This is a genomic window from Flavobacterium microcysteis (assembly GCF_006385255.1).
Classification (GTDB): Bacteria; Bacteroidota; Bacteroidia; order Flavobacteriales; family Flavobacteriaceae; genus Flavobacterium; species Flavobacterium microcysteis.
Map to the genome: position 1 here is coordinate 133,240 of NZ_VFJE01000051.1, position 22,221 is coordinate 155,460.

A 22,221-nucleotide genomic window follows, 5' to 3' on the forward strand; every position below is an offset into this window, starting at 1 on the left:
ATGTTTACAGGTATCTTACATTTTGACTGGATTTTTTTCGCAAAGAAAAAATCCTTTTTGCTGCTGCTTCTTTTCCTTTTAGGATTAGGAATATTTACTGCGGTTGGTGCTAATTTCCCTTTTCCGGAGACGTATAAGAATTCGCCTTATATAATAACCTATATTACCGGTATTATGTCGCTGATGTGTCTTTTTACCGTATCGCTACTCACGGCACAAAGCCTTATGCGGGAAAAAGAGGCTCATTTTGATTTAATTCTTTATGCAACACCTCTACAGAAAAAGTATTATTTAGGCAGCCGATTTCTGGTAATCTGCGGTATTGCTATTATTTCATTTGCATTGTATAGCATCGGGCTGCTTCTAGGTCATCAGCTATTTCGTACGAACAGAGATGAATATATGGAGTTGTATTTATGGCATTATATCCAGCCATTTTTACTATTAGCCGTACCTAATATTTTGTTCTGTACCGGCATTATTTGCAGTATTGGCGTTTTGGCAAAAAATAGAATAGCCATCTATATTTCCGGTCTTTTTATTTATTTCTTTTATTGGGGCATAGCCCTATTTTCTAATTCTCCACTCATAGCCAATTCGTCACCGATTTCAGCAGAAAGCATGCAGCTTATGGCAAAATTAGATCCTTTTGGGCTGTCGGCATTTTTTGAGCAGACACAATATTGGTCAGCCGAACAACGCAATACCCAATTGCTGGAATTAAAAGGATCATTTTTAGTGAATCGTATTGCCTGTCTTGCGATTTCATTCCTGCTCATGTTGTATGCCTATCGAAAATTGAGCTTTGTAACCGGAAATGAGAAAAAATCTCATAAAAGAATTCAGGAAAAAAAATCAAATTTTCAAGGTGATTATCATCCGGTAACTACAAAAAACAGTGGCTGTGCCTATTTTTTCACAGCGTTTTTCAGCTTTGTAAAGATTGATATACGTTCTATAATCAAAAGTGTTCCGATATGGATTATAATCCTGGGTTGGTGCTCTTTTGCAAGTATAGAAATGGTAAGCATGATTAATGCCGGAAGGCGATTGCCGGAGCGTCTTGCCACCACAGCCCTAATGGTGAACGAAATACTGAAGCTTTTTCCGATTGTAGGCATTTTAGTCTTGATTTTTTATGGCAGCGAAGTTTTTTGGAGAAGCCACAGCGCCCGTTTTGAATCTTTGGAAAAAAGTAGCCCAGTGTCATCAGCTGTAGTTATCCTATCAAAATGGTTTTCATTAGCAATTATAACAGTCTTGCTAATAGCGTGCAATTGTTTGATAGGCGTGATACTTCAACTGTCATTTGGCTCAGCCCATATCGACTTCGGACTTTATTTATCGCTTTTTTATCTTATTGGCTTGCCATTACTGCTTTGTTCGGCTTTAATAATTAGCATACAGGCCATCTGCCGAAACAGATATGTTGGTTTGACTGTTGCTACAATCCTGTTGCTTTTTACGAATACTTCTTTAGGAGGAATGGTCGGGATTAAACATCCGGTAGTGCAATATGCCAATGTTTTTCAGGGTATTTACAGCGAAATGAACGGATTTGACTTTTTTCTGGATGCTTTTCACATTAAAATGATCTATTGGACTTGTATTGCCGCAATAATTCTATGGGTTGCTATCTGGTTTAATAACAAAAGAATGGCTGTCGGGAAATTAAAAATATTGCCTGTTATCATGTTGTTTACTTTTCTGGTTGGAGCCGCATTTTCCGGAGTAATATTGCTAAAGGAAATAGAGCAATCTAAAAATAACGAGCGCAATGATTGGAAGCAAGCGTATGAGGAACGCTATAAAAAATTCAGTCGCCTGTTGCAGCCATCCATAACCGATGTCAAGACCAATATCGATTTATTTCCGGAACAAAACAGCTATACTGTAGAAGGTAGTTATATTTTAGAGAACAAAGGCGATAAGGCTATTGATTCTATTTTGGTTTATGCGGATAAAGAACTGCAATGGAAAGGTTTTGTAATTGATGGAGCTAAATTGGTATTGGAAGACAAGCAATACGGACATTATTGGTATAGGTTACTCCGGCCTTTACAGCCAGGCGAATCCAGTACAATGAAGTTTGGTTTTGCTTATGAAGCTTCGCCATTTAACGGATTTAAGCCGTTTAATGCCATCCTAAAAAATGGTAGTTTTATCCGTATCAGTAACTTTTTCCCAAGACTAGGCTATATAGGAGACAACGAAATAGATGACCCAAAAGAGCGTACAAGACGAAACATGCCGGCTTCGTCTATAGTGGTTCCTCTGGAAGAAAAAATACAAATGCCTTATTACTACGATCATGTTACTCTTGATGCTGTAATTTCTACTTCGGGCGATCAGACAGCTATCGGAATTGGCGACATGAAAGATCAATGGCAAAAAGATGACCGTAATTATTTCCGATATAAAACACCATCGCCTATACCGTTTCGCTTTGCTGTTTCTTCAGCCCGCTATGCGGTTCAAAAAGTGATGTATGACGGAATTGCTGTTGAAGTGTATTATCATCCGGAACATCAACAAAATGTTGGGCATATCGTGCGAAATGTAAAACAGACATTGCGGTATTGCAAGCAAAATTTTAGTAACTATCCCTATGAGGTGATTCGGTTTGCGGAAATATCATCTTATGTGAAAGGGTTTGCGGCTACGGCTTATCCCACGTCTTATTTTATGAATGAATCTTTTGGTTTCCAGAATAAAATAAAGCAGGATCCCGAAAAAGACATATTGAACGAACTGATTAGCCATGAATTGTCTCATACCTGGTGGGGCAATGCTACAATTGACACCGATTATCGTGAAGGCTGTAAGTTGTTGACGGAAACATTGGCCATGTATACGGAACAGATGTTATATAAAACCGTTTATGGCAATGAAAATATTTTGTCACGGGTTCAGGTACATAAAGATATTTATTTGGGCGAACGTGCTTTTTGGGGAGAAGAACCTTTATACAAATCCGATCCGAACAAACCGTTTCTTTGTTATGATAAAGGAGCTGTTGTTATGTACCAATTGGAAATGCTTCTTGGAGAGGAGAAAATAAATAAGGCACTCCGAAGCTTATTACAAAAGCATGCCTATCCGTTACAACCGCCTACTTCTTTAGATCTTATCAACGAATTTTATGCAGTCAGCGATAAAGCACTGCATCCAAAAATCGATGAACTGTTTAAGCAGATTATTATTCATGATTTGCAGTTGGATAAAGCGGTCGTTACAAAGACAAAAGACGAAAAATACGAACTGAATGTTGCTGTTATTGCTAAAAAATATAGCGAAGACGGCAAAGGTAAAAGTGCAGAAATTGATTTTGACGACCCGATAGAAGTTGAGATTTCCTTTGAAAATGAAAAAAAACAAATTATTAGAATGGAGAAAAATCAGCTACAGTTGAAAACGCTCCTTTCACAAAAACCAGCAAAAATTATATTGGACCCACGAATGCGATTTATGGAAATCAGCTTAGAGGATAACGGGAAAAATTTCTAATGAAAAAGAAAAATAAAATGCTGGTAGAAAAAGCGGAGAACTGTTCTCCGCTTTTTTGTTTTATGAAAATCAGGATTCTAAGTCATTGCAATATCATGGATAAGCCTTATCTTTATAGTACTTTCAATTAACTAATACGTGCAGCTTATGACAAACGACATTTATCAGATTAAGAAATTGCTGAATACTAAAAATGGCACATTTACTTATTATAGCCTGCCTGAAATGGAAAAGCATGGATACAATATCAAAAAGATGCCATTTTCTATCAGGATACTGTTGGAAAATGCATTGCGTAACTTTGATGATTTTGCCATCACTAAGGAAAATATTGAAACTTTGCTGAATTGGAAACCGGAAGCGTCAGATAAAGACATTCCGTTTAAGCCTGCCAGAGTCCTAATGCAGGATTTTACAGGAGTTCCTGCTGTTGTCGACATTGCTTCACTTCGAGCTGAAATCGCCCGGAAAGGTAAAAATCCGGATGAGATCAACCCGTTGATTCCGGTGGATCTGGTTATTGACCATTCGGTACAGGTTGATTATTTTGGAACGGAGTATTCCTACGATCGTAATATGGATGAAGAATACAAACGTAACAAAGAACGTTACCAGTTTTTGAAATGGGCACAGCAGTCGTTTGGCAATTTTAGTGTCGTACCGCCAGGTATGGGTATTTGCCATCAGGTTAATCTGGAATATTTGTCAAAAGGAGTTATTCAACGCAATGGAGAAGTATTTCCGGATACGCTGGTAGGAACAGACAGTCACACGCCAATGGTAAACGGTATAGGAGTTATTGCATGGGGCGTTGGTGGAATAGAGGCAGAGGCTGCGATTTTGGGACAGCCTATTTATTTCATCATGCCGGAAGTTATCGGATTACGCCTGACAGGAAAAATTCCGTTGGGATCAACAGCAACCGATATGGTTTTGACCATTGCCGAACTGCTTCGCAAATATGGCGTGGTAGGAAAGTTTGTTGAGGTTTTTGGTTCCGGATTAGATAATCTTACGGTTCCTGATAGAGCTACGATTGGCAATATGTCGCCTGAATTTGGTTGTACCGTTACCTATTTTCCTATTGATGAGAAAACGTTAGAATACATGCGGATGACCAACCGTTCGGAGAATGAAGTTCAACTCGTAGAAGATTATTGTAAGGCTAATTTATTGTGGCGTACCGGAAATGAAGAAATTACCTATACTCATGTGTTGGAATTGGATCTTTCCACGATAGAACCTACAGTAGCTGGCCCAAAAAGACCGCAGGATAAGATATTGCTTAAAAATTTCCAAACCACTTTTATAGATGTACTGAATCAGTCGTTTGGCCGAAAATACATCAAGCCACAGGAACAGCTGACACGATGGTTTGCAGAAGGAGGAAGTAGCCTACAGTCGCACAAGGAAACTGCAATGGTGCCCGATACAAAGATTGAGGAAAAAATGGAAGACGGGATGAAAATTGTTACCGTAACCGTAGGGCAAGAACAATTCATGCTGTCAGATGGTGCTGTTGTCATTGCTGCCATAACTTCCTGTACCAATACTTCCAATCCGTATGTAATGATTGGAGCCGGACTGGTAGCCAGAAAAGCAAGAGAACGTGGACTGAATGTAAAACCTTGGGTAAAAACCTCACTGGCTCCGGGTTCTAAAGTGGTTACGGACTATCTGATCAAAGCCGATTTATTAGACGACCTGCAATCAATGAAATTCCATATCGTGGGTTATGGCTGTACTTCCTGTATTGGAAATTCAGGTCCGCTTCCTTCCCATATTGCCAAAGCCATTGATGACCATGATTTGGTAATGGCTTCTGTGCTTTCGGGCAACAGGAATTTTGAAGCCAGAATACATCCGCAAATAAAAATGAACTTCCTGATGTCGCCAATGCTGGTCGTGGCTTATGCCATTGCCGGCCGTGTTGATGTCGACCTGTTAAATGAGCCGATTAGTTATGATCCAAACCAGCAGCCGGTCTATTTGAAAGATATATGGCCTTCAAATGATGAAATTAATAGCATCATGAACTCGGTACTTTCGCCTAAACAGTTTGCCAACAGTTATGGGACTATTTTTGACGGTAATGAAATATGGCAGAATCTTGAAGTGCCTAATGAGAAAATATATGTTTGGGATGAGGAGTCTACTTATATCAAAGAAGCGCCCTTCTTTAAAAATCTTCCCGACCATCCGCAACCTTTGAAAGATATTGAAAATGCAACTGCTTTGTTGGTTTTGGGAGACAGCATCACAACCGATCATATTTCGCCGGCAGGTTCTTATAACGAATCATCGGCAGCCGGGAAATACCTGCTAAACCGTGGAGTACCTAAGGAAGAATTTAATTCCTACGGTTCACGCCGTGGACATGATGAGGTTATGATTCGAGGGACTTTTGCCAATGTCCGTATTAAAAACAAATTGGCCGATAGAGAAGGCGGTTATACCAAATATTTGCCAACAGGCGAGGAAATGACAGTGTATGATGCTTCAATCAAATACAAAGAAACACAGACTCCATTGGTGATTCTGGCAGGAAAAGAATACGGAAGTGGCTCCTCGAGAGACTGGGCAGCAAAAGGGACTTTTTTATTGGGCGTAAAAGCCGTATTGGCAGAAAGCTATGAAAGAATCCACAGAAGTAATCTGGTTGGAATGGGCGTATTGCCTTTGCAATATTTGCCAGGCCAGAATGCAGAAAGTTTAGGATTAACCGGAACGGAGCAATTCAGTATATCCGGTATTGCTAATGACATCAAACCTTTAAAAGAAGTTGAAGTCACAGCCCTGAAAAAAAATGGAGAAAAAATCCAATTTAAGGCTATTGCCAGACTGGATTCCAAGATTGAAATCGAATACTACAGAAACGAAGGCATATTGCAGTATGTATTAAGGCAGTTCCTTCATAAATCATAAAGCTGATTTAGACAATAAAAAAGCGGAAAGAAAACCTTTCCGCTTTTTATTTTTAAAGAGCTTCATTTAAATTTTGAGGTGCCTCCTCTTGTAAAGGAGTGACCTGAGTGTACTTCTGTTTTTTGGTTATTAACTTATTGACACGCCACATCAGGATAATACTGATAACGGAAATAACTACAATTACATAGCCTACCGTATTGTAGTGCTGTAATGGACTACCTTTACTTTCTTGCGTAACGATCATTCCGGCAACGGCAGCAGCAATTCCTCCCGCTATCTGTTGCAATGATGAGTTGATACTCATAAAAGCTCCACGATCTGCCATATCAGGAACAGCACTTGTTAATGCTGAAGATGGAATCATACGACTCATGATACCCATCATCATCAAAATGTTAAAAACCATAACAAGTGGTAGCGGTGTAACACCAAGATTAGTATAGACCACACACATTACCATCATCCATACAGATGCTCCGGCAAATAGGGTGTATTTGTTAATCTTGTCACTTAGTTTTCCTATGACCGGCATAATGAGAAGCGAGCTGACACCCGAAACCATTAGCAACATCGTAAGCTGGTTGTAATTGACACCCAGGTTATTGACCGCAAAGGCACTTCCGAATGGCATCATCATAAATCCTCCTATTGAAAGTAATGCTGTTGCCGTAAAAGCAATACGATAATCACGTTTTGAAACCGTATGCCATAAGTGGGCAAATGCCGACTTATCACGCTGTAAAGAAAGGTGCGCTGTCAATGGTTTTAAATAGACGGCAATAGCAATGGCAATGAAGATACTCAGAACGGCGACCATCCAGAATGGAGCTTCCCATTTCCATAACGTAGCAATATAAATACCAATTGGCACTCCTAAAACCTGACTGGCTCCAAAGCCCATCTGGATGAATCCCATAACACGACCACGTTGCTGTAGCGCAAATATATCAGTGATAATAGCCATAGATATCGAACCGATAACACCTCCAAAAAGTCCGGTAAAAATACGTGCTGCTACTAGAGTCGCATAACTTTCTGCCAGACCACAAAAAATAGTCCCGATAATAAAACCGATGTAAAAGAACAGTAATAATTTTTTCCTATCGAATTTATCGGCAAAACCGGCTGTTAGTAGTCCTGATATTCCAGCACTAAAAGCATAAGCAGATACGGCTATCCCAAATGCTGAAGGTTTTAAATCAAGCGATTTCATAAGCATATCACCCAAAGGCGACATGACCATAAAATCCAATATGACCGTAAACTGTGTTATGGCCAATATAAAGATTACGAATTTTTGATAACCCGTAAAAGACATGGATTGTTGTTTGTCCATATTTTTGATGAATTGATGATTTGTTAATTAATTAGCGTAACTATTATTTTTTCAACGCTTTTATTACAAAGTCGAAGGTCAGCCATAGTACTTCGTCTGTCAGCTTAAAAGGTCTTCCACCTTTGCTTTTTCCTTCGTTATGAAAGCGGATGAGATTGTAGAGCGGGGCAAAAGCTACTGACCAATATACTTCAAAGGGCATCCTTTCAATTTCCCCTCTTTCAATGATATTGTGCATGAATTTGCCAACCACAGACTTAAATTCTTTTAGAAATGAAGCAAGAAATTCTTCCTGATAAGACGAGCTACGAAGCTGTTCAAAAAAAAGCGACGTCTTAGGATTTTTCATAGAATAGTTGCAACGGTTTTCCCATTGCTTGCGCAAGCCTTCTTCGAGCGACATTTCAGGGTCAAATCCGACAATCATGGCAGCCCCCATTATGTTTCCTTCTTCTACTGCAATTTTCAGGATAAGGTCGTCCCGATCTTTATAGTAGATGTAAAGGGTAGCTACTGAAATACCGCAGGCTTTTGCAAGCTTGTTCATACTAAAGCCTTCCAGACCATGTGTAGCAATTAATTCAATTGCTTTTTGCCTGACAAGACTAATCTTGTCTGCATCTCTCATTCTCATGGCGCAAATATATAAATGAATATTCATTCATTTAAAAAAAAGAATAGATTTTTTTAGAAAAATATTGGGAGAGTTGTTCTTACGACATAATTCTATATTGATTATCTTTATGTTACGATTAAATTATAGGCAATAGTGCAATGATTCTTTTATTACACCAACATGAGTATTCTTGAAACTAAAAAATTGTCTCGTTCTTATGGTGATTTTAAAGCCGTCGACGATCTTGATTTGACGATAGCAGAAGGCGAAATATTTGCGCTTCTGGGTCCAAACGGATCGGGAAAAAGTACTACGATAAAAATGCTGACTACATTATTGGCTCCCACTACTGGCGATGCCTGGATTAACGGTTATAATATAAAGACGCAGAAAAATGACATACGGAGAATCATTGGTTATGTGCCCCAAATGATTTCTGCGGACGGATCGCTTACGGGCTATGAGAACCTGATGCTTTTTGCTAAGTTGTATGATATTCCTAGAAACGGTCGTAAGCAAAGAGTAGAGGAAGCTTTAAAATTTATGGGACTGGAAGAAGTGATGCATAAATTGGCAAAAGAATATTCCGGCGGAATGATACGGAGATTGGAAATTGCCCAATCTACCTTGCACCGTCCTTTAGTCTTGTTTTTGGATGAGCCTACTACCGGACTTGATCCTATTGGAAGAAATGTGGTATGGGAACATATCACCGCACTTCGGAAACAATTTGGAACTACGATAATCATGACTACGCACCTGATGGAAGAAGCGGACAGTATTTGCGATAGGATTGCGTTAATGACACGTGGAAAGTTGGCCATTATAGGTTCGCCAGCAGACTTAAAAGCTTCTATAGAAAAAGAAGGAGCTACTCTGGAAGATGTATTTATTCATTATACGGCTGATAATCTTAAGGAATCGGGAAGCAGTTTCCGGGATGTTGCTAGAGGGCGTAAAACTTCCAGTCGCCTGGGTTAAAATAAGAAGATATGGAGATAACTAATTTTATACGAAAAGCGTTTGTAATAGCGGAATTGGAAGTTCGAAAAATATTTCACGACCCAACCGAAATCATAATGCGTTCTGTACAGCCAGCATTGTGGCTTCTTATTTTTGGACAAGTATTTGCTAAAATGCACGCCCTGCCGGGAAAAACAGATTATATTGATTTTATGACTCCGGGCATCCTGGCTCAAAGTGTTTTGTTCGTATCCATTTTTTCAGGCATTGCAGTTATCTGGGAACGTGATTTGGGACTTGTCCATAAATTGCTGGCAACACCTACGCCTCATGCCGCAATTGTTTTAGGAAAAGCTATTTCTGCCGGATTGCGAACGCTTCCTATTGCGGTTATTATCTATATTTTGGCACTCTTGCTAAATGTCAAGATTTTATGGAATCCGCTGAATTTGTTGAGTGTTTTTGTTGTCGTCATGCTAGGAGCCATATTCTTTTCTACCTTTTCGCTGATTATTGCCTGTCTGGTAAAAACACGAGAGCGTTTCATGGGAATTGGGCAATTGATGACAATGCCTTTGTTTTTTGCGAGTAATGCCATCTATCCAATTGAGATTATGCCTGGCTGGTTAAAGATGATTGCTCAGGTTAATCCGCTGACATATATGGTCGACGCATTACGTACACTTATGATTGGCAATGTTTCAGGTTTTAGCCTTACTATCGACATCGTAATTTTACTTGTGATTTCTACAATTTTTGTAGCTATTGGCGGATCTCTTTACAGCAAGGTAATCACCTAAACTCTGATTTGTTAGCGTAATGTTTCCACCCGGTCAATAGATGGTTCTGCCATTATCGTATTGCTAAACAATATAAGATTGGCTTGACTGGCATGCATTTCCCAAACGGTAGTCATGTTTTCTTTTTCCCGAATCTGTTTAACCATCTGATGGCGTATTTTGTGCTTTTTCATTAAATCCTGGCATATTTCAAGGGCATTAGAATTTTGCTGGTATTCAATAGAAAGTATTCGAAACTGATTCTTTTTGTCTATTATTTTTTGAAAATAGGGAAGTATCAATAGGATAAACAGTATGAGCAGACTGCCACTTGCAGAAGCAATATAATAACCACCACCAATTCCCATTCCTACTGCGGCAACAGCCCAAACGGTGGCTGCTGTGGTTATTCCGTTGATATGGTTATCGGATTTGAATATGACACCGGCACATAAGAAACCGAGACCGGTTACAATATTGGAAGCTATCCGGTCAGGATTAGCATCACCGCCAATAGCAATCGACATTATTGTAAAGAAACAGGCCCCAAAAGAAATCATGATAGTGGTTCGGAATCCGGCTGCTTTTCCTTTGTATTCTCTTTCGGCACCAACAATGCCGCCCCATAAGATGGCGAGCAGGAATCGGATGATTATTTCAAAATCGGTTGACATATTCTTCTGTTAAAGGTTATTGTTTAAATTCCTCGCTTATGCTTTCTTTCAGGTCGTATAGCAGCCATTGTTTATTAAATACTTCTTGTTTTTCGGATTGAAGCAGCTTGATAAAATCAGTTACGCCTACAGGTTCGTTCCCATTTCCATGAATCAGGACGATGCTTCCTGCATTTGCCTTTTGTCCTTTTGCTAACCAGGCATCGCTGCCTATTGGAATCAGTCCGTAATTGATGATACTGTTGGTAACACTGTTGTCTGAAACAAGTCCCGGAAACCTAAAAAAGACCGATGGCAATAGTTGGCGCTCAATCAGGGCAATTTCTGTCTGCAAAACTTCAAAGTCAATATTAGTGCCCGGTTCCAAAAGGAAGTTTTCTGCTAATGGTATTTTTGGGTCATAATGGTGATTATAGGTGTGGTTTACCCAGGTAATATCGATATCGCCTTTTGTTTCCAAACTTTTGAGCCATTCAATATCATCGGAATGATCGAGCATAAACCGGCCTGTAATAGAAAGTGCTATGGGTACCGGCTTTTCAATTTTCCCGAATTCAGAGATTAGCGAAGTAAAGATGATTCTGTCAAGAGGTTTGTGAGACGGACACAAATCGATGGTCAACGTTATGCCTTTTTCTTTAGGCCAGCCGTGTATTATTCCGGCATCCTGTAACGCAAAAGACTGATTTTTGGCATAAGCCAATGCTTTTATATAAGAAGTAGAGGCATAGTCGGAATATAATTTTTGCCAGTTGATACCATTGGTTTTTAGCTTGTCGCCTCTAAGGATTTGTGTTTCCATGGTGTTGAGGTCTACAGCAAGATAATTGGTGTTTCCGTATTGCTCGAATTTTCGGATGATGAGCAGGTTTTTTGACCCGGAACTGGCAGTTGCCAGAAAGACTTTATAATTGCTTATCGTGGCTTGTGACCATGCCGAAGTGCAAAAGAAAAAAAGCAGGCAAATCAGTAAGGACTTGTTTCTCATCACCGTAGAGTTTTATGCAATTGCCAAATTATATAGCTAAAATAAAGATTTTTAAAAGACGAAGCTACAGTAATCTTAAAACAGATGATAGAGAATTAAAAAAATCCCAGCTATTGATTCTGTGCAGAGAAATCAACAGCCAGGATTTAAGCAGTATGCTACTAAAGAGAGTAGTTCAGGTTGACTGACCAACGATAGTTGGCTTCAACTCTGCCACCCGTCAGGTTTTGGTTGATAGGAAGCATGGTGTTTAGCCCCAAGGATAATTTTTTGAATCCTACTTCTACACCCATTTTACCAAACAAGATGTCACCAGCCGTAAGCGGAACATTTTCGCCATGGTCTTTGTTATCTTCATATTTTTCACCGGCAAGTCCCAATTGTGGTACTACGTTGAGGTTGTCAATCTTTGCGCTATAAAACAATGTTGCTGCGTAATTAAACTGATTACCAAACTGGTAATTTTTCTCATTTTCGGTTTTAAAAATGTAGTTGAGTATGGCATTAAGTCCCAAATTGTTCTTTTTTACGGTATATTCAGAAGCCAGCATATAGTCCCAACTTCCGGTTCCAAGCTGAAAACTCGGATTAATACTGCCATTATTGGCACTGTCGTATTTTCCGGTAGGTGCTTTTATACCCGCTCCTAATTGGAATTTGTGGAGTACAGTTGCACTGTCCGTTTTAGTTCCAAAAAGCGTATAAAACCCCATTACGGTTATATCGCCTATTCCGTCAATACCTTCTTTTCCGGTAGTCTTTTCACGATTGTTAAAGTGATAAGGAACCAAGCCCATCACTTCAATTCGTTTTCCTAAGGGTATTCTTGTCCAGATTTGGGCAGTATTGAAGTTTTCGTCTATCCAGGGAGAATTGTTAAAGACACCGTCACGACTCTTATAACTTTGATGGATATAGCGTATGCCTACGAAATTGTTATTGAGCATAGAACTGAATCCCATGCTTCCGCCATTGGCTGAGCATCCGCAGGCATCGCAGTCATCTCCCAAAAAAATACTGTAGTTTCTGAACGGATAATAAATAGAATCTTTTTCGGTGTGTGCCTCGGCTATATTCCCCATAAGAAAGAATAGCACGAGGATAAGGAATGTGTTTTTCATTATACTATTATTTTTGTTTCCGTTTTTAAGTACGGAAATAGAAGAGCGGGTTTTGAATAAACTCTTCATCGGTTAATGTTTTCAGAAATGCAATGATGGCTTCTTTTTCTGTCTGGTTGAGCGGTATGCCCAACGTTGGATGTTGTTGCAACTGTGGATCCAGATTAGGCGTATTTTGTACTCCACTGGAATAAAAATTCAATACCGATTGCAACGAACCAAAACGACCATCGTGCATATAAGGAGCGGTTAGGTCCACATTCCTAAGACTTGGAACTTTAAATTTGTAACGATCCTGAGGAAATCCGGTCACGATTTCCCTGCCTAAGTCATTTAAGTTAGGATTGGGCTGCAAACCGTTATTGCGAAACGAATTGTCTGTAAAAAGATCGGTCTTGTGGCAAGTGGCACAGTTGGACTGAAATAAAGCACGTCCTTGCAATTCCTGGCTGCTAAGCGTACCACGTGGCTCATTGCGTACGAATTTATCGTATCTTGAATTAGCAGAAACCATCATCGTCATGAATTGGCCGAGTGCCTTGAGCATATTGCCTGAACTGACTTCTTTATTTTCAAACGCCTGTGCGAACAGCTTTACATAAACAGGATCTTGTCTGAGTTTTGATACAATAGTTTCCAGTGTTTCATCCATTTCAACAGGATTATGTATGGGCACTATCGAGAGCATTTCGATACTGTTAGAGGCGCCGTCATAAAAATATTCACTTTGGAAAGCCATGTTCTGCACGGCAGGAGCGTTTCTGATTCCGGCCTGGTCATCAATACCATGGCTGAAATCGTGCCCATGATGGGTAAAAGCTGATGACTGTTCATGACAGAAAGAACAGGAAACAGTGCCGTCTCTTGAAAGCCGCCCGTCATAAAAGAGTTTTCTTCCCAATTCAAATCCTTTTTGAGTAGGAAAATTGCGGCTGATGTCTTGTGCAAGCTCAGGAAAGTTAGCCGGGACTATAAAATCCAACGGCTGATTAATTTCAGTATAATTGCTATCGTCGTTTTGACATGAAAAAACGGATAGCAGTATCAGAAAGAACGCTATTCTTTTCATTGTATTAGTTTTTGCCTGGAATTTTCCAGATTAGCATATAGGGAGTATCCGGCCGGGGATAATTCCCCGACCGGACTCTTCTTTTTTAGTTTAGTAATGCGAAGGTCTAGTGGTGTGTTCCGGCACCATTATGTACATGGTCTACCGTAAACATTTTTTTAGTGTTTTCCGCAATCTTGATGAGGTTTTCTCCTCCCATAATGCTGGCAGCAGTACCGGCCTGGTTCATGTTCTGACGTAATGCAATTTTGTTGTCTCCGTCCAGAATAACATTGGCATCACTTTTCAGGTGAATGTTTGGCATTTCTCCTGTTCTTACACGTGCTGTTGTAGGCAGGTTAAGGGTGACTTCTCTATAGTTATCAGTAGCCGTATTGCTTCCCTGATGAACCATAAAGCTTCTTGAAACACCATCGCCTCCGGTAGCAGTAAAAGTACCTTGAAAGTTAACGAAACGGTATCCTGTAGACCAGGTCCATGTCATGTTATTGATGGCGGCCAAATCCCAGAAACTTTGCTGAGCAGTTTCTCCTTGCAGATAACGCTGCTGGTCAACACCAATACCGAACTTGATTTTTTTATAATCCCCAACCGGCACGTTTTCTAAGTGTACGGTAAAGGTTCCGGCTTCTTCACTAATAATAAAGTAGCTGTCTTCTTTTGGATAGGCAAATTGGCTGCCGTCTTCTTTAAGAAGCACAAAATTGCTTACGATATAGTTAAAACGTTCTAACGTAAGAGTTTCTCCATTGGAATTGGTATAAGAGTTTCCAAGCGTTAGTGCGTCTCCCGATACACCGTTGTCAAAAAATAATTCGACATCGCCAAAGGTTCCTTCTACAGGCTTGCTGTCATCGTCACTGGAACAAGAGGTTACAAATAGGGTAAAAGCAAAAAGTACTGCTATATTTTTAATATATGATTTCATGATGTGTTTTTAAAAATTTGATATAAGAGTATTGGCCCCGCAAGTTTTTTGCGGAGAAATAAGTCAGAAGGCTGCGAACAGGCTTCTCAGGATTGTATCAAAGATTTAAAAAACGGGAGGACGGAAGATAGACCTGCCATCCAAGTGAGTGTACAGATTGGAGTAGAAGGTGTTGGAACTTTGGTTGGCCAAAGTGCTTTTTACAGGAGTGAGACCGAAATCAAGGATTTCTTCAAAAAAAAGGACATGACTTTCTGAAGACATGAATCTTTTTTCTTTCGGCTGATCACTATCGTCCTGAGAAGATTTGGCAAGCTCCTTCATCAGATGACATTTACCATTACATTTCATTTCCGGCTTGTCTTTGTTAATACAGAGAACGGTTGCGATGTAATCGTAATTAACGGCATATTCGATGACTGGAAGCACAGGCTTCAGGAGCATAAACAGTGCGAATATAGATGCCATTTTTTTCACAGCGCAAATTTACGCAAACGGAATCAAAAAGTGTAGGCTATTACTTGTTTTTATTTGCTAAAAAATAAAAAAATGGGATGTTTGGAAACCTATTTTTGCTTTTTTAAAATTATTGGGAATACAATTCCGGGATATTTCCTGGCAAAATATACTTACATTAAAAAAAGGGCTACTATAGTAGCAGCCCTTTAATCATACAAAATGTTGTGTGTTATTTTTTTAGTATTGCCATGCTTCTTGAAATCCCGTCACTGTTTATCTGAACCAAGTATGGACCAGCTGCTAAATTAGATAGGTCGATGTTGCCCTTTTTGTCGTTAATTTCTTTAGAAGCTATAATTTGTCCTAAAGCATTATAAATCCTGACAGCTGTAATGATCTGGTCATAGGATAGATTCAGTATATCTTGTACCGGATTTGGATAGGCTTTAAATTTATTTGCCTTAAAATCAGGAGTTTTCAGTGAATTACTCCATGCTGAAATTGTAAAAGGTCTTGGATTTTCATTACTAATTTCCCATACTCTTATATAGATCTGTTCGCCTGGAGTCCTATTAGTGAGTGTGATTTTAGAATTTACTTCCGTAGGTGATATATTGTCGTTACATTCTATCAAATCTAATACATTACAGTCTCCAGAAAAAACTTCCATTCCTGAATCGAAAGGAGACATGGTGGAATTTGTGGGAGTGCCTGTTTGTATATTGAGTTCTCCACCAGAAGGTATGATGGCAGAAAACCATACATCTCCGCCGTTATAATCAGTACAGAAAGGATCGGCTGGGAGATAAGAAAAATCAGTAGCGCCTTCAGTGGTAGCATTGAATACTCCTGCTTCTTGACTTGTTGCGACTTGTAAATTTGTAGCATTAATACATTGATCGTTTGGCGGAGCTGGAGCCAGTGTTCCTATACATATATCAAAAGTATCACTAATAGTCCACCAGCTAAATACTTTTACAAGATAGATGTTTCCGACAGTCATACCATAAGCTATGACAGCCCCTTCTCGACTTTCATGGATTAATGTTTCATTTCCCTCAGCTTGACATTCTCCATCAAAACGATATACTTGGCATGAATATCCTGGTGGACTAATTTTAATTTCATGGTTTTCGGCAGTCGGAACAAATGTATACCATACATCATCTCTTGCTTGTCCAATATTGGCTTCATAGGTAGCATTTACTAAAGTACCAGTGACTTTTGAAGTACAGGATAAATCGGTATTTACAGCCAGTGCTATAGCGTTTGAACAGTTGTCATTTTGAGGACGCTGTTCTGTGGTGATACAAATATCAAAAGAGGAAGAACCTATGGTGTTAACATCAGAACTAAATACCCTTATATAATAAGTATTTCCTATAATGAGGTCAGAAATAAAGATTTCATAGCGATCACTAATGTTGATACTTGTCAATTGTCCGCCGCAGGAACCTTGAAGTATTTCAAGGATAAGATCAGTTTGTTCTCCTTCTACATTTTGAAGTTTTATCTTATGTGAAGTTGATGTAGCTACAAATCTGTACCATACATCATCATCAGGTGTACCAATTTCACCACTACCATCTTCTAAAGAATTTGTGGCTCCTGCTATTGTTCCGCCAATTACTTGCGTACAGGATGCATCAGGATTTATTGGAAGATTTATTGCGTTTTGACAATTGTCATTTACAGGAGGAGGAGGAGGTAATGCGATACAAATGTTAAAAGTAGTAGTATAGTTCACACCTTGATCACTGCTAAAAACTCTTATATAATAGGTCTCGCCAATAGTTAGCCCAGAAATTTTGCTTGATTGCCGGAAAGTTGTATAGATACTTCCCAACTGGCCACCACAGATTCCTTGCATCAGTTCATAAATAAGATAAGCAGGATCACCTTCAATATCCAGAATACTGATTGTATGTGACGTTGCTGTAGCCACAAATTTATACCATATATCATCGTCTGGAGCTCCCAACATATTACTTCCTTCCCCTGAATCTTTAGCCTCATCAATTGTTCCTGCAGATTTTAGGGTACACGATGTATCAGGATTTATGGCAAGAGTAATTGCATTTGAGCATTCATCATTGACAGGTGGAGGTAAAGGTATGCTGATACAAATATCAAAAGTAAAGGACCATGATATATATTGCGGGATGCTGAATACTCTTATATAATAGGTGTTTCCTACAGTCAGTGACGAAATCTTACCAGATGGAGAACTGTCAATACTTATTAATTGCCCGCAATTTCCTTCCAGAACTTCATAGCCGACTCCATTTCTTTCTGTTTCTTCTAAATTTAAAAAACTTATTTTATGGGTTGTGGCAGTAGCTGTGAAAGTATACCATACATCATTTAATATTCCGGGAATAGCACTGTTTTCCACAGAACGTGTAGCACCAATTACTGTGCCTGAGGTCTTTAAGGTACAGGATTGGTCAGTATTTACTGAAAGGGCTATTGCATTGGTACAGTCATCATTATTGGGCCTAGGCGGTGTTTGGACGCAAATGTCAAAGGTTGTTGCGATAGGTACTTCTGAATAACTGAAAACTCTTATATAATAAGTGGCACCTGGAATCAGATTAGGAGTACTATCTGAAACATTTGTCAAAGCTCCGCAATTTCCTGTATAAAAGTCGAATGAAAGCATAGCTTCATTATCTTCATAGCTTAGACTTATTCTGTTAGTTGGTGCTGTTGCAGTAAAAGAATACCACACGTCGCCATTTGCCATAAAGTTTGTGTCTGTAAGGGTAGCACCCATAAGATGTCCTGAAGTCGTTGATGTGCAGGTGAGATCCGAGTTTACGGTCAATACAGTGGCATCTAAACACTCGTCATTTGTTATAGGAGGAGGTGTATTAATACAAATTTCAAAAGTACTGCTTGAAGGATTTCCTCTACTGAATACTCTAACATAATAAGTGGTTCCAATGATTAATTGCGGAGTAGGAGTTGAATTATTTTCACCAAAGGCTAAAGAGTTAAGCTGTCCACAGGCTCCATTAAAAATTTCAACGGCTAACTGAGCATTGTTTTCTACATTTTTCAGACTGATTCTGTGAAAGGGAGTAGTGGCCGTGAAAGTATACCAGACATCATCTCTGGGAGTAAACCCCATACTACTTATAACGTTTGAATTTGTAGCTCCTGATAGCGTTCCGGAAGTTTTTAACGTACAGGAAAGATCTGTATTTACGTTTAGATTTACTGCACCAGTGCAATCGTCATTGGGAGGTGCCTGCGCATTTGCATGATAACTTAAAAAAATAAAGACCATCATAGAAAACATAATTTTTTTCATAGGAATTTGTTTTGTGAACGTTTTGATAACAATAACGATCGGGTTAGTGGACAATGTAACTTGTGTTATTTGCATTCTTATCAGGGGTTGATGAAGAAAACCGGGCGTATAGTTAAATAGGGGCTATTTGAAATAAAACGGCGATAAAGTTGTTTATTCCAAGCTACCAAAGCAATTGAAAAGTAATAACTGGTCGTTTTGACGGATAACTGGTTTATTTGACGGATAACTGGTTTTTATCCTTTTGTTTTTTGGTTGGAGTCTATATTTTTGCACTCCAAAAACACACAAAAACAAGAATTCCTATGAAGCGTTTCTTTGCTTTTTTATTGCTATTATCTTTTAGTACAGGTTTTTCCCAGAAAATAGCTAAAACGAATGTCCTGCTAATTGGGACTTATCATTTTAATAACCCTGGATTTGATCAGGGAAAAATGAAGGAGCGAAATATTCTGGATAAGGAAAATCAAGAAGCATTGGAACAGATTACGGCTAAGATTATTAAAAAATATAATCCAAGTAAGGTTTTTGTAGAGTATTCTTTTTCTGAAGGTAAACGACTTAACGAACTGTATTCGCTTTATAAAAATGACAAGCCTTTTTATCAGTTAGATACTATCAAAAAAGATTTTTATAAGCGTTTTTATAGTGAGAATGAAATGTTCCAATTTGGATTCCGTTTGGCAAAAAAGTCAGGTAATGATTCAATTTATGCTATCGATTATGACGAAGTACCCATCCGATTCGATTTGATTCAATCAAAATTGGCAGAGAGTAAGACTTTTAATTTTTCTGACTATGAAGCAAAAATTGCCGAATTGTCTGATTATACGAATTCCTGTCTGGATTCTAAAAAACTGGAAGAAGTTTTATTATGCTTGAATTCGCCAAAACAGTATGAACTAAACAAAGGCTTATATATATCTTTTTTGAATCGAATTAGCCAGTCGCCTGATTTTTTTGGTCCGGATTTGGTCGCTGCCTGGTATAAAAGAAACCTGATCATGTATGCGAACATACAAAATCAGGTTTCAGAAACGGATAAGAATATCGTAATCATCGTTGGAGCGGGTCATGCTGCAATGATGGAAGATTTTATAAAAAATGATGAAAGGTTCCGTTTGATACGAATCGATCAGGTTTTATAAAAGACTTATCCTATCATGGTTTAGGGTTTTAATCTTTGTTCTCCAGGTTTAAGAGCATCTGTATGTTGGCCCGTTTGTATGGCGAGTTTTTTCTCTTTACTTCCTTAAATCCCAGTTTGTAATAGAGATTAATTGCGGGTTCCAATTGCGTATTACTCTCCAGATAGATTGTCGTAGCATTATTTTGAGCTGCCCAATCAATTACGAATCTGCCTAACAGTAATCCAATACCTTTTCCTTGTGCTTTTGGGCTTACGGCCATTTTTGCCATTTCATAATCAAAGTCGTCCTGCATTTTAATCATGGCGCAAACACCTACAGCTTCATTATTTAAAAGTGCTATAAAAATTTCACCGCCTTTGTCAAGGATATATTCTTTTGGATGGTCTAATGCGATAGTGTCTGCGGCTTCAATTTCAAAATATTTTGAAATCCACTCTGTATTTAAGGATTTGAAAGCTTCTTGGTATTGGGGCTCATAAGTGACAATCCTGATGTTGTCTTTTTCTTTATTATTGTTCATTAGGGGAGTTTTATGTGTATTTTAAATGCTGTTTTTTATTAGTTTTCCTAGTTTTTCCAGATCGTTTTCAACCCGGTCTGTCCATTCCAGAGCATAATTGAGACGCATGCAGTTATTGTATTGATTGTATTGAGAGAACATTCTTCCGGGTGCAAAATTAATTTTCTGGCTTCCGGCTGCATCATAAAGATCTTCGGTACAGATGCGCTTGTCTAATTCAAGCCACAACATAAAGCCTCCTTTTGGCTGGGAGATTTTAGTATTGTCCGGGAAATAAGTTTCTACGGCACGCTGAATTTGCTGGTAGTTGGCATATAGCTTGTTTCGGAAGGTACGGAGATGATGGTCATATCGGCCATGCTCTAAAAAGTCAGCAATAACATCAGAATAGAGCGATGGGTTGCATACTGTCTGTACCAGTTTTTGACGAATAATCTTGTCTTTAAATTTACCAGGAGCAATCCAGCCTACACGATAACCTGGTGCTAAGGTTTTAGAAACAGATCCGCTCCATAAAACAAGTCCTGCTTCATCATAAAACTTGCAAGGTTTTGGGCGTTCGGCTCCAAAAAATAAATTACCATAAATATCATCTTCTATTAGTGGAACGTTATATTCGGTAATGAGCCGTACTAACTCTTTTTTGTTCTCGTCTGGCATCTGAAACCCTAGTGGATTATTGAAATTAGTAACAAAACAACAGGCTGCGATGTTGGGAAGTACTTTTTTCAGTGCATCGAGGTCAACTCCAAAAATAGGATGGGTTGGAATCTCTACAGCTTTTAAACCAAGCAATTGTATGGCTTGCAAAAAACCGAAATAAACAGGACTTTCTACAGCTACAGAATCACCGGGTTTGGTTACGGCCATCAGGGCATTATAGATGGCATTCATAGCGCCAGAGGTAATTACCAAATCATCTTCTGTTATTTTGCCTTCCAGAACAAGTGCCCATTTTGCAACTTCACGGAGCAAATGCTCATTGCCTTGCACTGGTTCATAGTTAGTGCCTCCATCGTTTCTGCGGCGAATGGTGTTGATAAGGCTTTTATTGAGTTTGGCCAGCGGAAGGAAGTTTTTGCCGGGTATTCCCAAGGCAAATTGAGTAAAATCGGATTTGGCAATAGTACCAAATACTTTGTCGATAAGATCTTCCGGTGTTTTCTCTTTTTCAGTACCGCTAATTTTAGCTACAGTAGGCAAGGCAAGCTTACGTTGTGAAGTCTTGCTGACATAGTAGCCTGATTTTGGACGTGATTCGATTAACGATCGACTTTCAAGTTCCAGATAGGCTTGTTTGGCGGTATTGATACTAACATTGTATAGTTTCTGTGCACTGCGTATTGACGGTAATTTTTCGCCTAAACGCAGGGTTTCGTTTTGTATCTGTTCTTCAATGATTTTGGCAATCTTCAGATATAGCGTTTCCTTGAGATTTTCTGCATGTTTTCTTTTTTTCCCACTTGTGGTACTGTGATTTAGTTGAGCCATTGCAGTATCTTATTTATCATGTTCTTTAATTGCTCAGGATTATGGTAGTTACCCGTATCCTGCTTTTTAATGTAGTTAGTAACGAAAGATACGAAGATTAATTTTTCTTCTTCTGTCATTATAGGGTTATTATAGATGTTAAAGTCGATTCCGTCTTTAGCGTTAAGCGTAAGACTGGCAAAGGCTACTGTTTCGTTTTCTTTTTTGGCTACCAGAAAAGGCACACCAAAAGCAGGAGTAATGCTCTGGTTTTGAGGAAATGCCTGAAAGAAAATTGTTTTTAATGTAGCAATGTCGGAAAGATATACTTCCGTAAACTGAAGTATTTCCTGATGTGTTAAGGGCGTTTCCATGATTTTTACTCTTTAGTAAAGT

Annotated in this window: 17 protein-coding genes; 5 read left to right on the forward strand and 12 right to left on the reverse strand. The window is 38.9% G+C overall.

What is annotated here, in order from left to right; genetic code table 11:
- Both FJA49_RS04755 and acnA read left to right on the forward strand, forming a co-directional pair.
- Positions 1–3,507, forward strand: a complete 3,507-nt coding sequence (locus FJA49_RS04755) for an ABC transporter permease/M1 family aminopeptidase (RefSeq protein ID WP_158629441.1) — start codon at positions 1–3, stop codon at positions 3,505–3,507.
- Between the two features lie 147 nt (positions 3,508–3,654).
- Positions 3,655–6,432, forward strand: a complete 2,778-nt coding sequence (acnA, locus tag FJA49_RS04760) for an aconitate hydratase AcnA (RefSeq protein WP_139999397.1) — start codon at positions 3,655–3,657, stop codon at positions 6,430–6,432.
- Positions 6,433–6,484: 52 nt separating this feature from the next.
- Here the strand turns inward: acnA and FJA49_RS04765 are convergent, their stop codons facing one another.
- Both FJA49_RS04765 and FJA49_RS04770 read right to left on the reverse strand, forming a co-directional pair.
- A complete protein-coding gene (locus FJA49_RS04765; RefSeq protein WP_139999399.1) occupies positions 6,485–7,771 on the reverse strand; it encodes an MFS transporter in 1,287 nt (428 codons plus the stop codon).
- A gap of 43 nt (positions 7,772–7,814) precedes the next feature.
- On the reverse strand, positions 7,815–8,432 hold the full coding sequence (locus FJA49_RS04770; protein ID WP_233590069.1) for a TetR/AcrR family transcriptional regulator: 618 nt from the start codon (positions 8,430–8,432) through the stop codon (positions 7,815–7,817).
- A 135-nt stretch (positions 8,433–8,567) separates the two neighbouring features.
- Between FJA49_RS04770 and FJA49_RS04775 the strand changes: the two genes are divergently transcribed.
- Entirely contained in the window at positions 8,568–9,368 is an 801-nt protein-coding gene (locus FJA49_RS04775; protein ID WP_139999404.1) for an ABC transporter ATP-binding protein, read from the forward strand.
- 11 nt (positions 9,369–9,379) lie between these two features.
- On the forward strand, positions 9,380–10,150 hold the full coding sequence (locus FJA49_RS04780) for an ABC transporter permease (RefSeq protein WP_139999406.1): 771 nt from the start codon (positions 9,380–9,382) through the stop codon (positions 10,148–10,150).
- Positions 10,151–10,161: 11 nt separating this feature from the next.
- Here FJA49_RS04780 and FJA49_RS04785 read toward each other — a convergent pair whose 3' ends face one another.
- The 7 genes from FJA49_RS04785 to FJA49_RS04815 form a co-directional block, all read right to left on the reverse strand.
- Positions 10,162–10,803 (reverse strand): MgtC/SapB family protein, encoded by a 642-nt coding sequence (locus FJA49_RS04785; RefSeq protein ID WP_139999407.1) that lies wholly within the window; start codon positions 10,801–10,803, stop codon positions 10,162–10,164.
- Positions 10,804–10,819: 16 nt separating this feature from the next.
- Positions 10,820–11,791: a polysaccharide deacetylase family protein gene (locus FJA49_RS04790; RefSeq protein ID WP_139999409.1), complete on the reverse strand. Its 972-nt coding sequence runs from the start codon at positions 11,789–11,791 to the stop codon at positions 10,820–10,822.
- Between the two features lie 161 nt (positions 11,792–11,952).
- On the reverse strand, positions 11,953–12,912 hold the full coding sequence (locus FJA49_RS04795; RefSeq protein ID WP_139999411.1) for a transporter family protein: 960 nt from the start codon (positions 12,910–12,912) through the stop codon (positions 11,953–11,955).
- A 25-nt stretch (positions 12,913–12,937) separates the two neighbouring features.
- On the reverse strand, positions 12,938–13,981 hold the full coding sequence (locus FJA49_RS04800) for a cytochrome-c peroxidase (protein WP_139999413.1): 1,044 nt from the start codon (positions 13,979–13,981) through the stop codon (positions 12,938–12,940).
- A 106-nt stretch (positions 13,982–14,087) separates the two neighbouring features.
- A complete protein-coding gene (locus tag FJA49_RS04805) occupies positions 14,088–14,909 on the reverse strand; it encodes an MbnP family protein (RefSeq protein ID WP_233590070.1) in 822 nt (273 codons plus the stop codon).
- Positions 14,910–15,014: 105 nt separating this feature from the next.
- Positions 15,015–15,353, reverse strand: coding sequence for a hypothetical protein (locus FJA49_RS04810; protein ID WP_139999417.1), 339 nt, complete (start codon positions 15,351–15,353; stop codon positions 15,015–15,017).
- A gap of 244 nt (positions 15,354–15,597) precedes the next feature.
- Positions 15,598–18,684: a T9SS type A sorting domain-containing protein gene (locus tag FJA49_RS04815; protein ID WP_158629442.1), complete on the reverse strand. Its 3,087-nt coding sequence runs from the start codon at positions 18,682–18,684 to the stop codon at positions 15,598–15,600.
- A 305-nt stretch (positions 18,685–18,989) separates the two neighbouring features.
- Between FJA49_RS04815 and FJA49_RS04820 the strand changes: the two genes are divergently transcribed.
- A complete protein-coding gene (locus FJA49_RS04820; protein ID WP_139999421.1) occupies positions 18,990–19,832 on the forward strand; it encodes a DUF5694 domain-containing protein in 843 nt (280 codons plus the stop codon).
- Positions 19,833–19,860: 28 nt separating this feature from the next.
- On the opposite strand, the gene FJA49_RS04825 is transcribed toward FJA49_RS04820, so the two are convergent.
- Genes FJA49_RS04825 through FJA49_RS04835 form a run of 3 tightly spaced genes read right to left on the reverse strand, consistent with a single transcriptional unit; the run spans position 19,861 to position 22,199 of the window.
- The gene (locus tag FJA49_RS04825; protein ID WP_139999423.1) at positions 19,861–20,355 is read right to left on the reverse strand and encodes a GNAT family N-acetyltransferase; all 495 of its coding nucleotides are present in this window, start codon (positions 20,353–20,355) and stop codon (positions 19,861–19,863) included.
- Between the two features lie 21 nt (positions 20,356–20,376).
- Positions 20,377–21,846, reverse strand: coding sequence for an aminotransferase-like domain-containing protein (locus tag FJA49_RS04830; RefSeq protein WP_139999425.1), 1,470 nt, complete (start codon positions 21,844–21,846; stop codon positions 20,377–20,379).
- On the reverse strand, positions 21,834–22,199 hold the full coding sequence (locus tag FJA49_RS04835) for a hypothetical protein (RefSeq protein ID WP_139999427.1): 366 nt from the start codon (positions 22,197–22,199) through the stop codon (positions 21,834–21,836). The genes FJA49_RS04830 and FJA49_RS04835 overlap by 13 nt, the downstream gene beginning before the upstream one ends.
- Positions 22,200–22,221: the final 22 nt, after the last annotated feature.

Excerpts from the sequence above, each read along its gene's own strand:
- FJA49_RS04755 (WP_158629441.1), top strand. The coding sequence starts at position 1 with ATGTTTACAGGTATCTTACATTTTGACTGGATTTTTTTCGCAAAGAAA.
- acnA (WP_139999397.1), top strand. The coding sequence starts at position 3,655 with ATGACAAACGACATTTATCAGATTAAGAAATTGCTGAATACTAAAAAT.
- FJA49_RS04765 (WP_139999399.1), bottom strand. The coding sequence starts at position 7,771 with ATGGACAAACAACAATCCATGTCTTTTACGGGTTATCAAAAATTCGTA.
- FJA49_RS04770 (WP_233590069.1), bottom strand. The coding sequence starts at position 8,432 with ATGAATATTCATTTATATATTTGCGCCATGAGAATGAGAGATGCAGAC.
- FJA49_RS04775 (WP_139999404.1), top strand. The coding sequence starts at position 8,568 with ATGAGTATTCTTGAAACTAAAAAATTGTCTCGTTCTTATGGTGATTTT.
- FJA49_RS04780 (WP_139999406.1), top strand. The coding sequence starts at position 9,380 with ATGGAGATAACTAATTTTATACGAAAAGCGTTTGTAATAGCGGAATTG.
- FJA49_RS04785 (WP_139999407.1), bottom strand. The coding sequence starts at position 10,803 with ATGTCAACCGATTTTGAAATAATCATCCGATTCCTGCTCGCCATCTTA.
- FJA49_RS04790 (WP_139999409.1), bottom strand. The coding sequence starts at position 11,791 with ATGAGAAACAAGTCCTTACTGATTTGCCTGCTTTTTTTCTTTTGCACT.
- FJA49_RS04795 (WP_139999411.1), bottom strand. The coding sequence starts at position 12,912 with ATGAAAAACACATTCCTTATCCTCGTGCTATTCTTTCTTATGGGGAAT.
- FJA49_RS04800 (WP_139999413.1), bottom strand. The coding sequence starts at position 13,981 with ATGAAAAGAATAGCGTTCTTTCTGATACTGCTATCCGTTTTTTCATGT.
- FJA49_RS04805 (WP_233590070.1), bottom strand. The coding sequence starts at position 14,909 with ATGAAATCATATATTAAAAATATAGCAGTACTTTTTGCTTTTACCCTA.
- FJA49_RS04810 (WP_139999417.1), bottom strand. The coding sequence starts at position 15,353 with ATGCTCCTGAAGCCTGTGCTTCCAGTCATCGAATATGCCGTTAATTAC.
- FJA49_RS04815 (WP_158629442.1), bottom strand. The coding sequence starts at position 18,684 with ATGAAAAAAATTATGTTTTCTATGATGGTCTTTATTTTTTTAAGTTAT.
- FJA49_RS04820 (WP_139999421.1), top strand. The coding sequence starts at position 18,990 with ATGAAGCGTTTCTTTGCTTTTTTATTGCTATTATCTTTTAGTACAGGT.
- FJA49_RS04825 (WP_139999423.1), bottom strand. The coding sequence starts at position 20,355 with ATGAACAATAATAAAGAAAAAGACAACATCAGGATTGTCACTTATGAG.
- FJA49_RS04830 (WP_139999425.1), bottom strand. The coding sequence starts at position 21,846 with ATGGCTCAACTAAATCACAGTACCACAAGTGGGAAAAAAAGAAAACAT.
- FJA49_RS04835 (WP_139999427.1), bottom strand. The coding sequence starts at position 22,199 with ATGGAAACGCCCTTAACACATCAGGAAATACTTCAGTTTACGGAAGTA.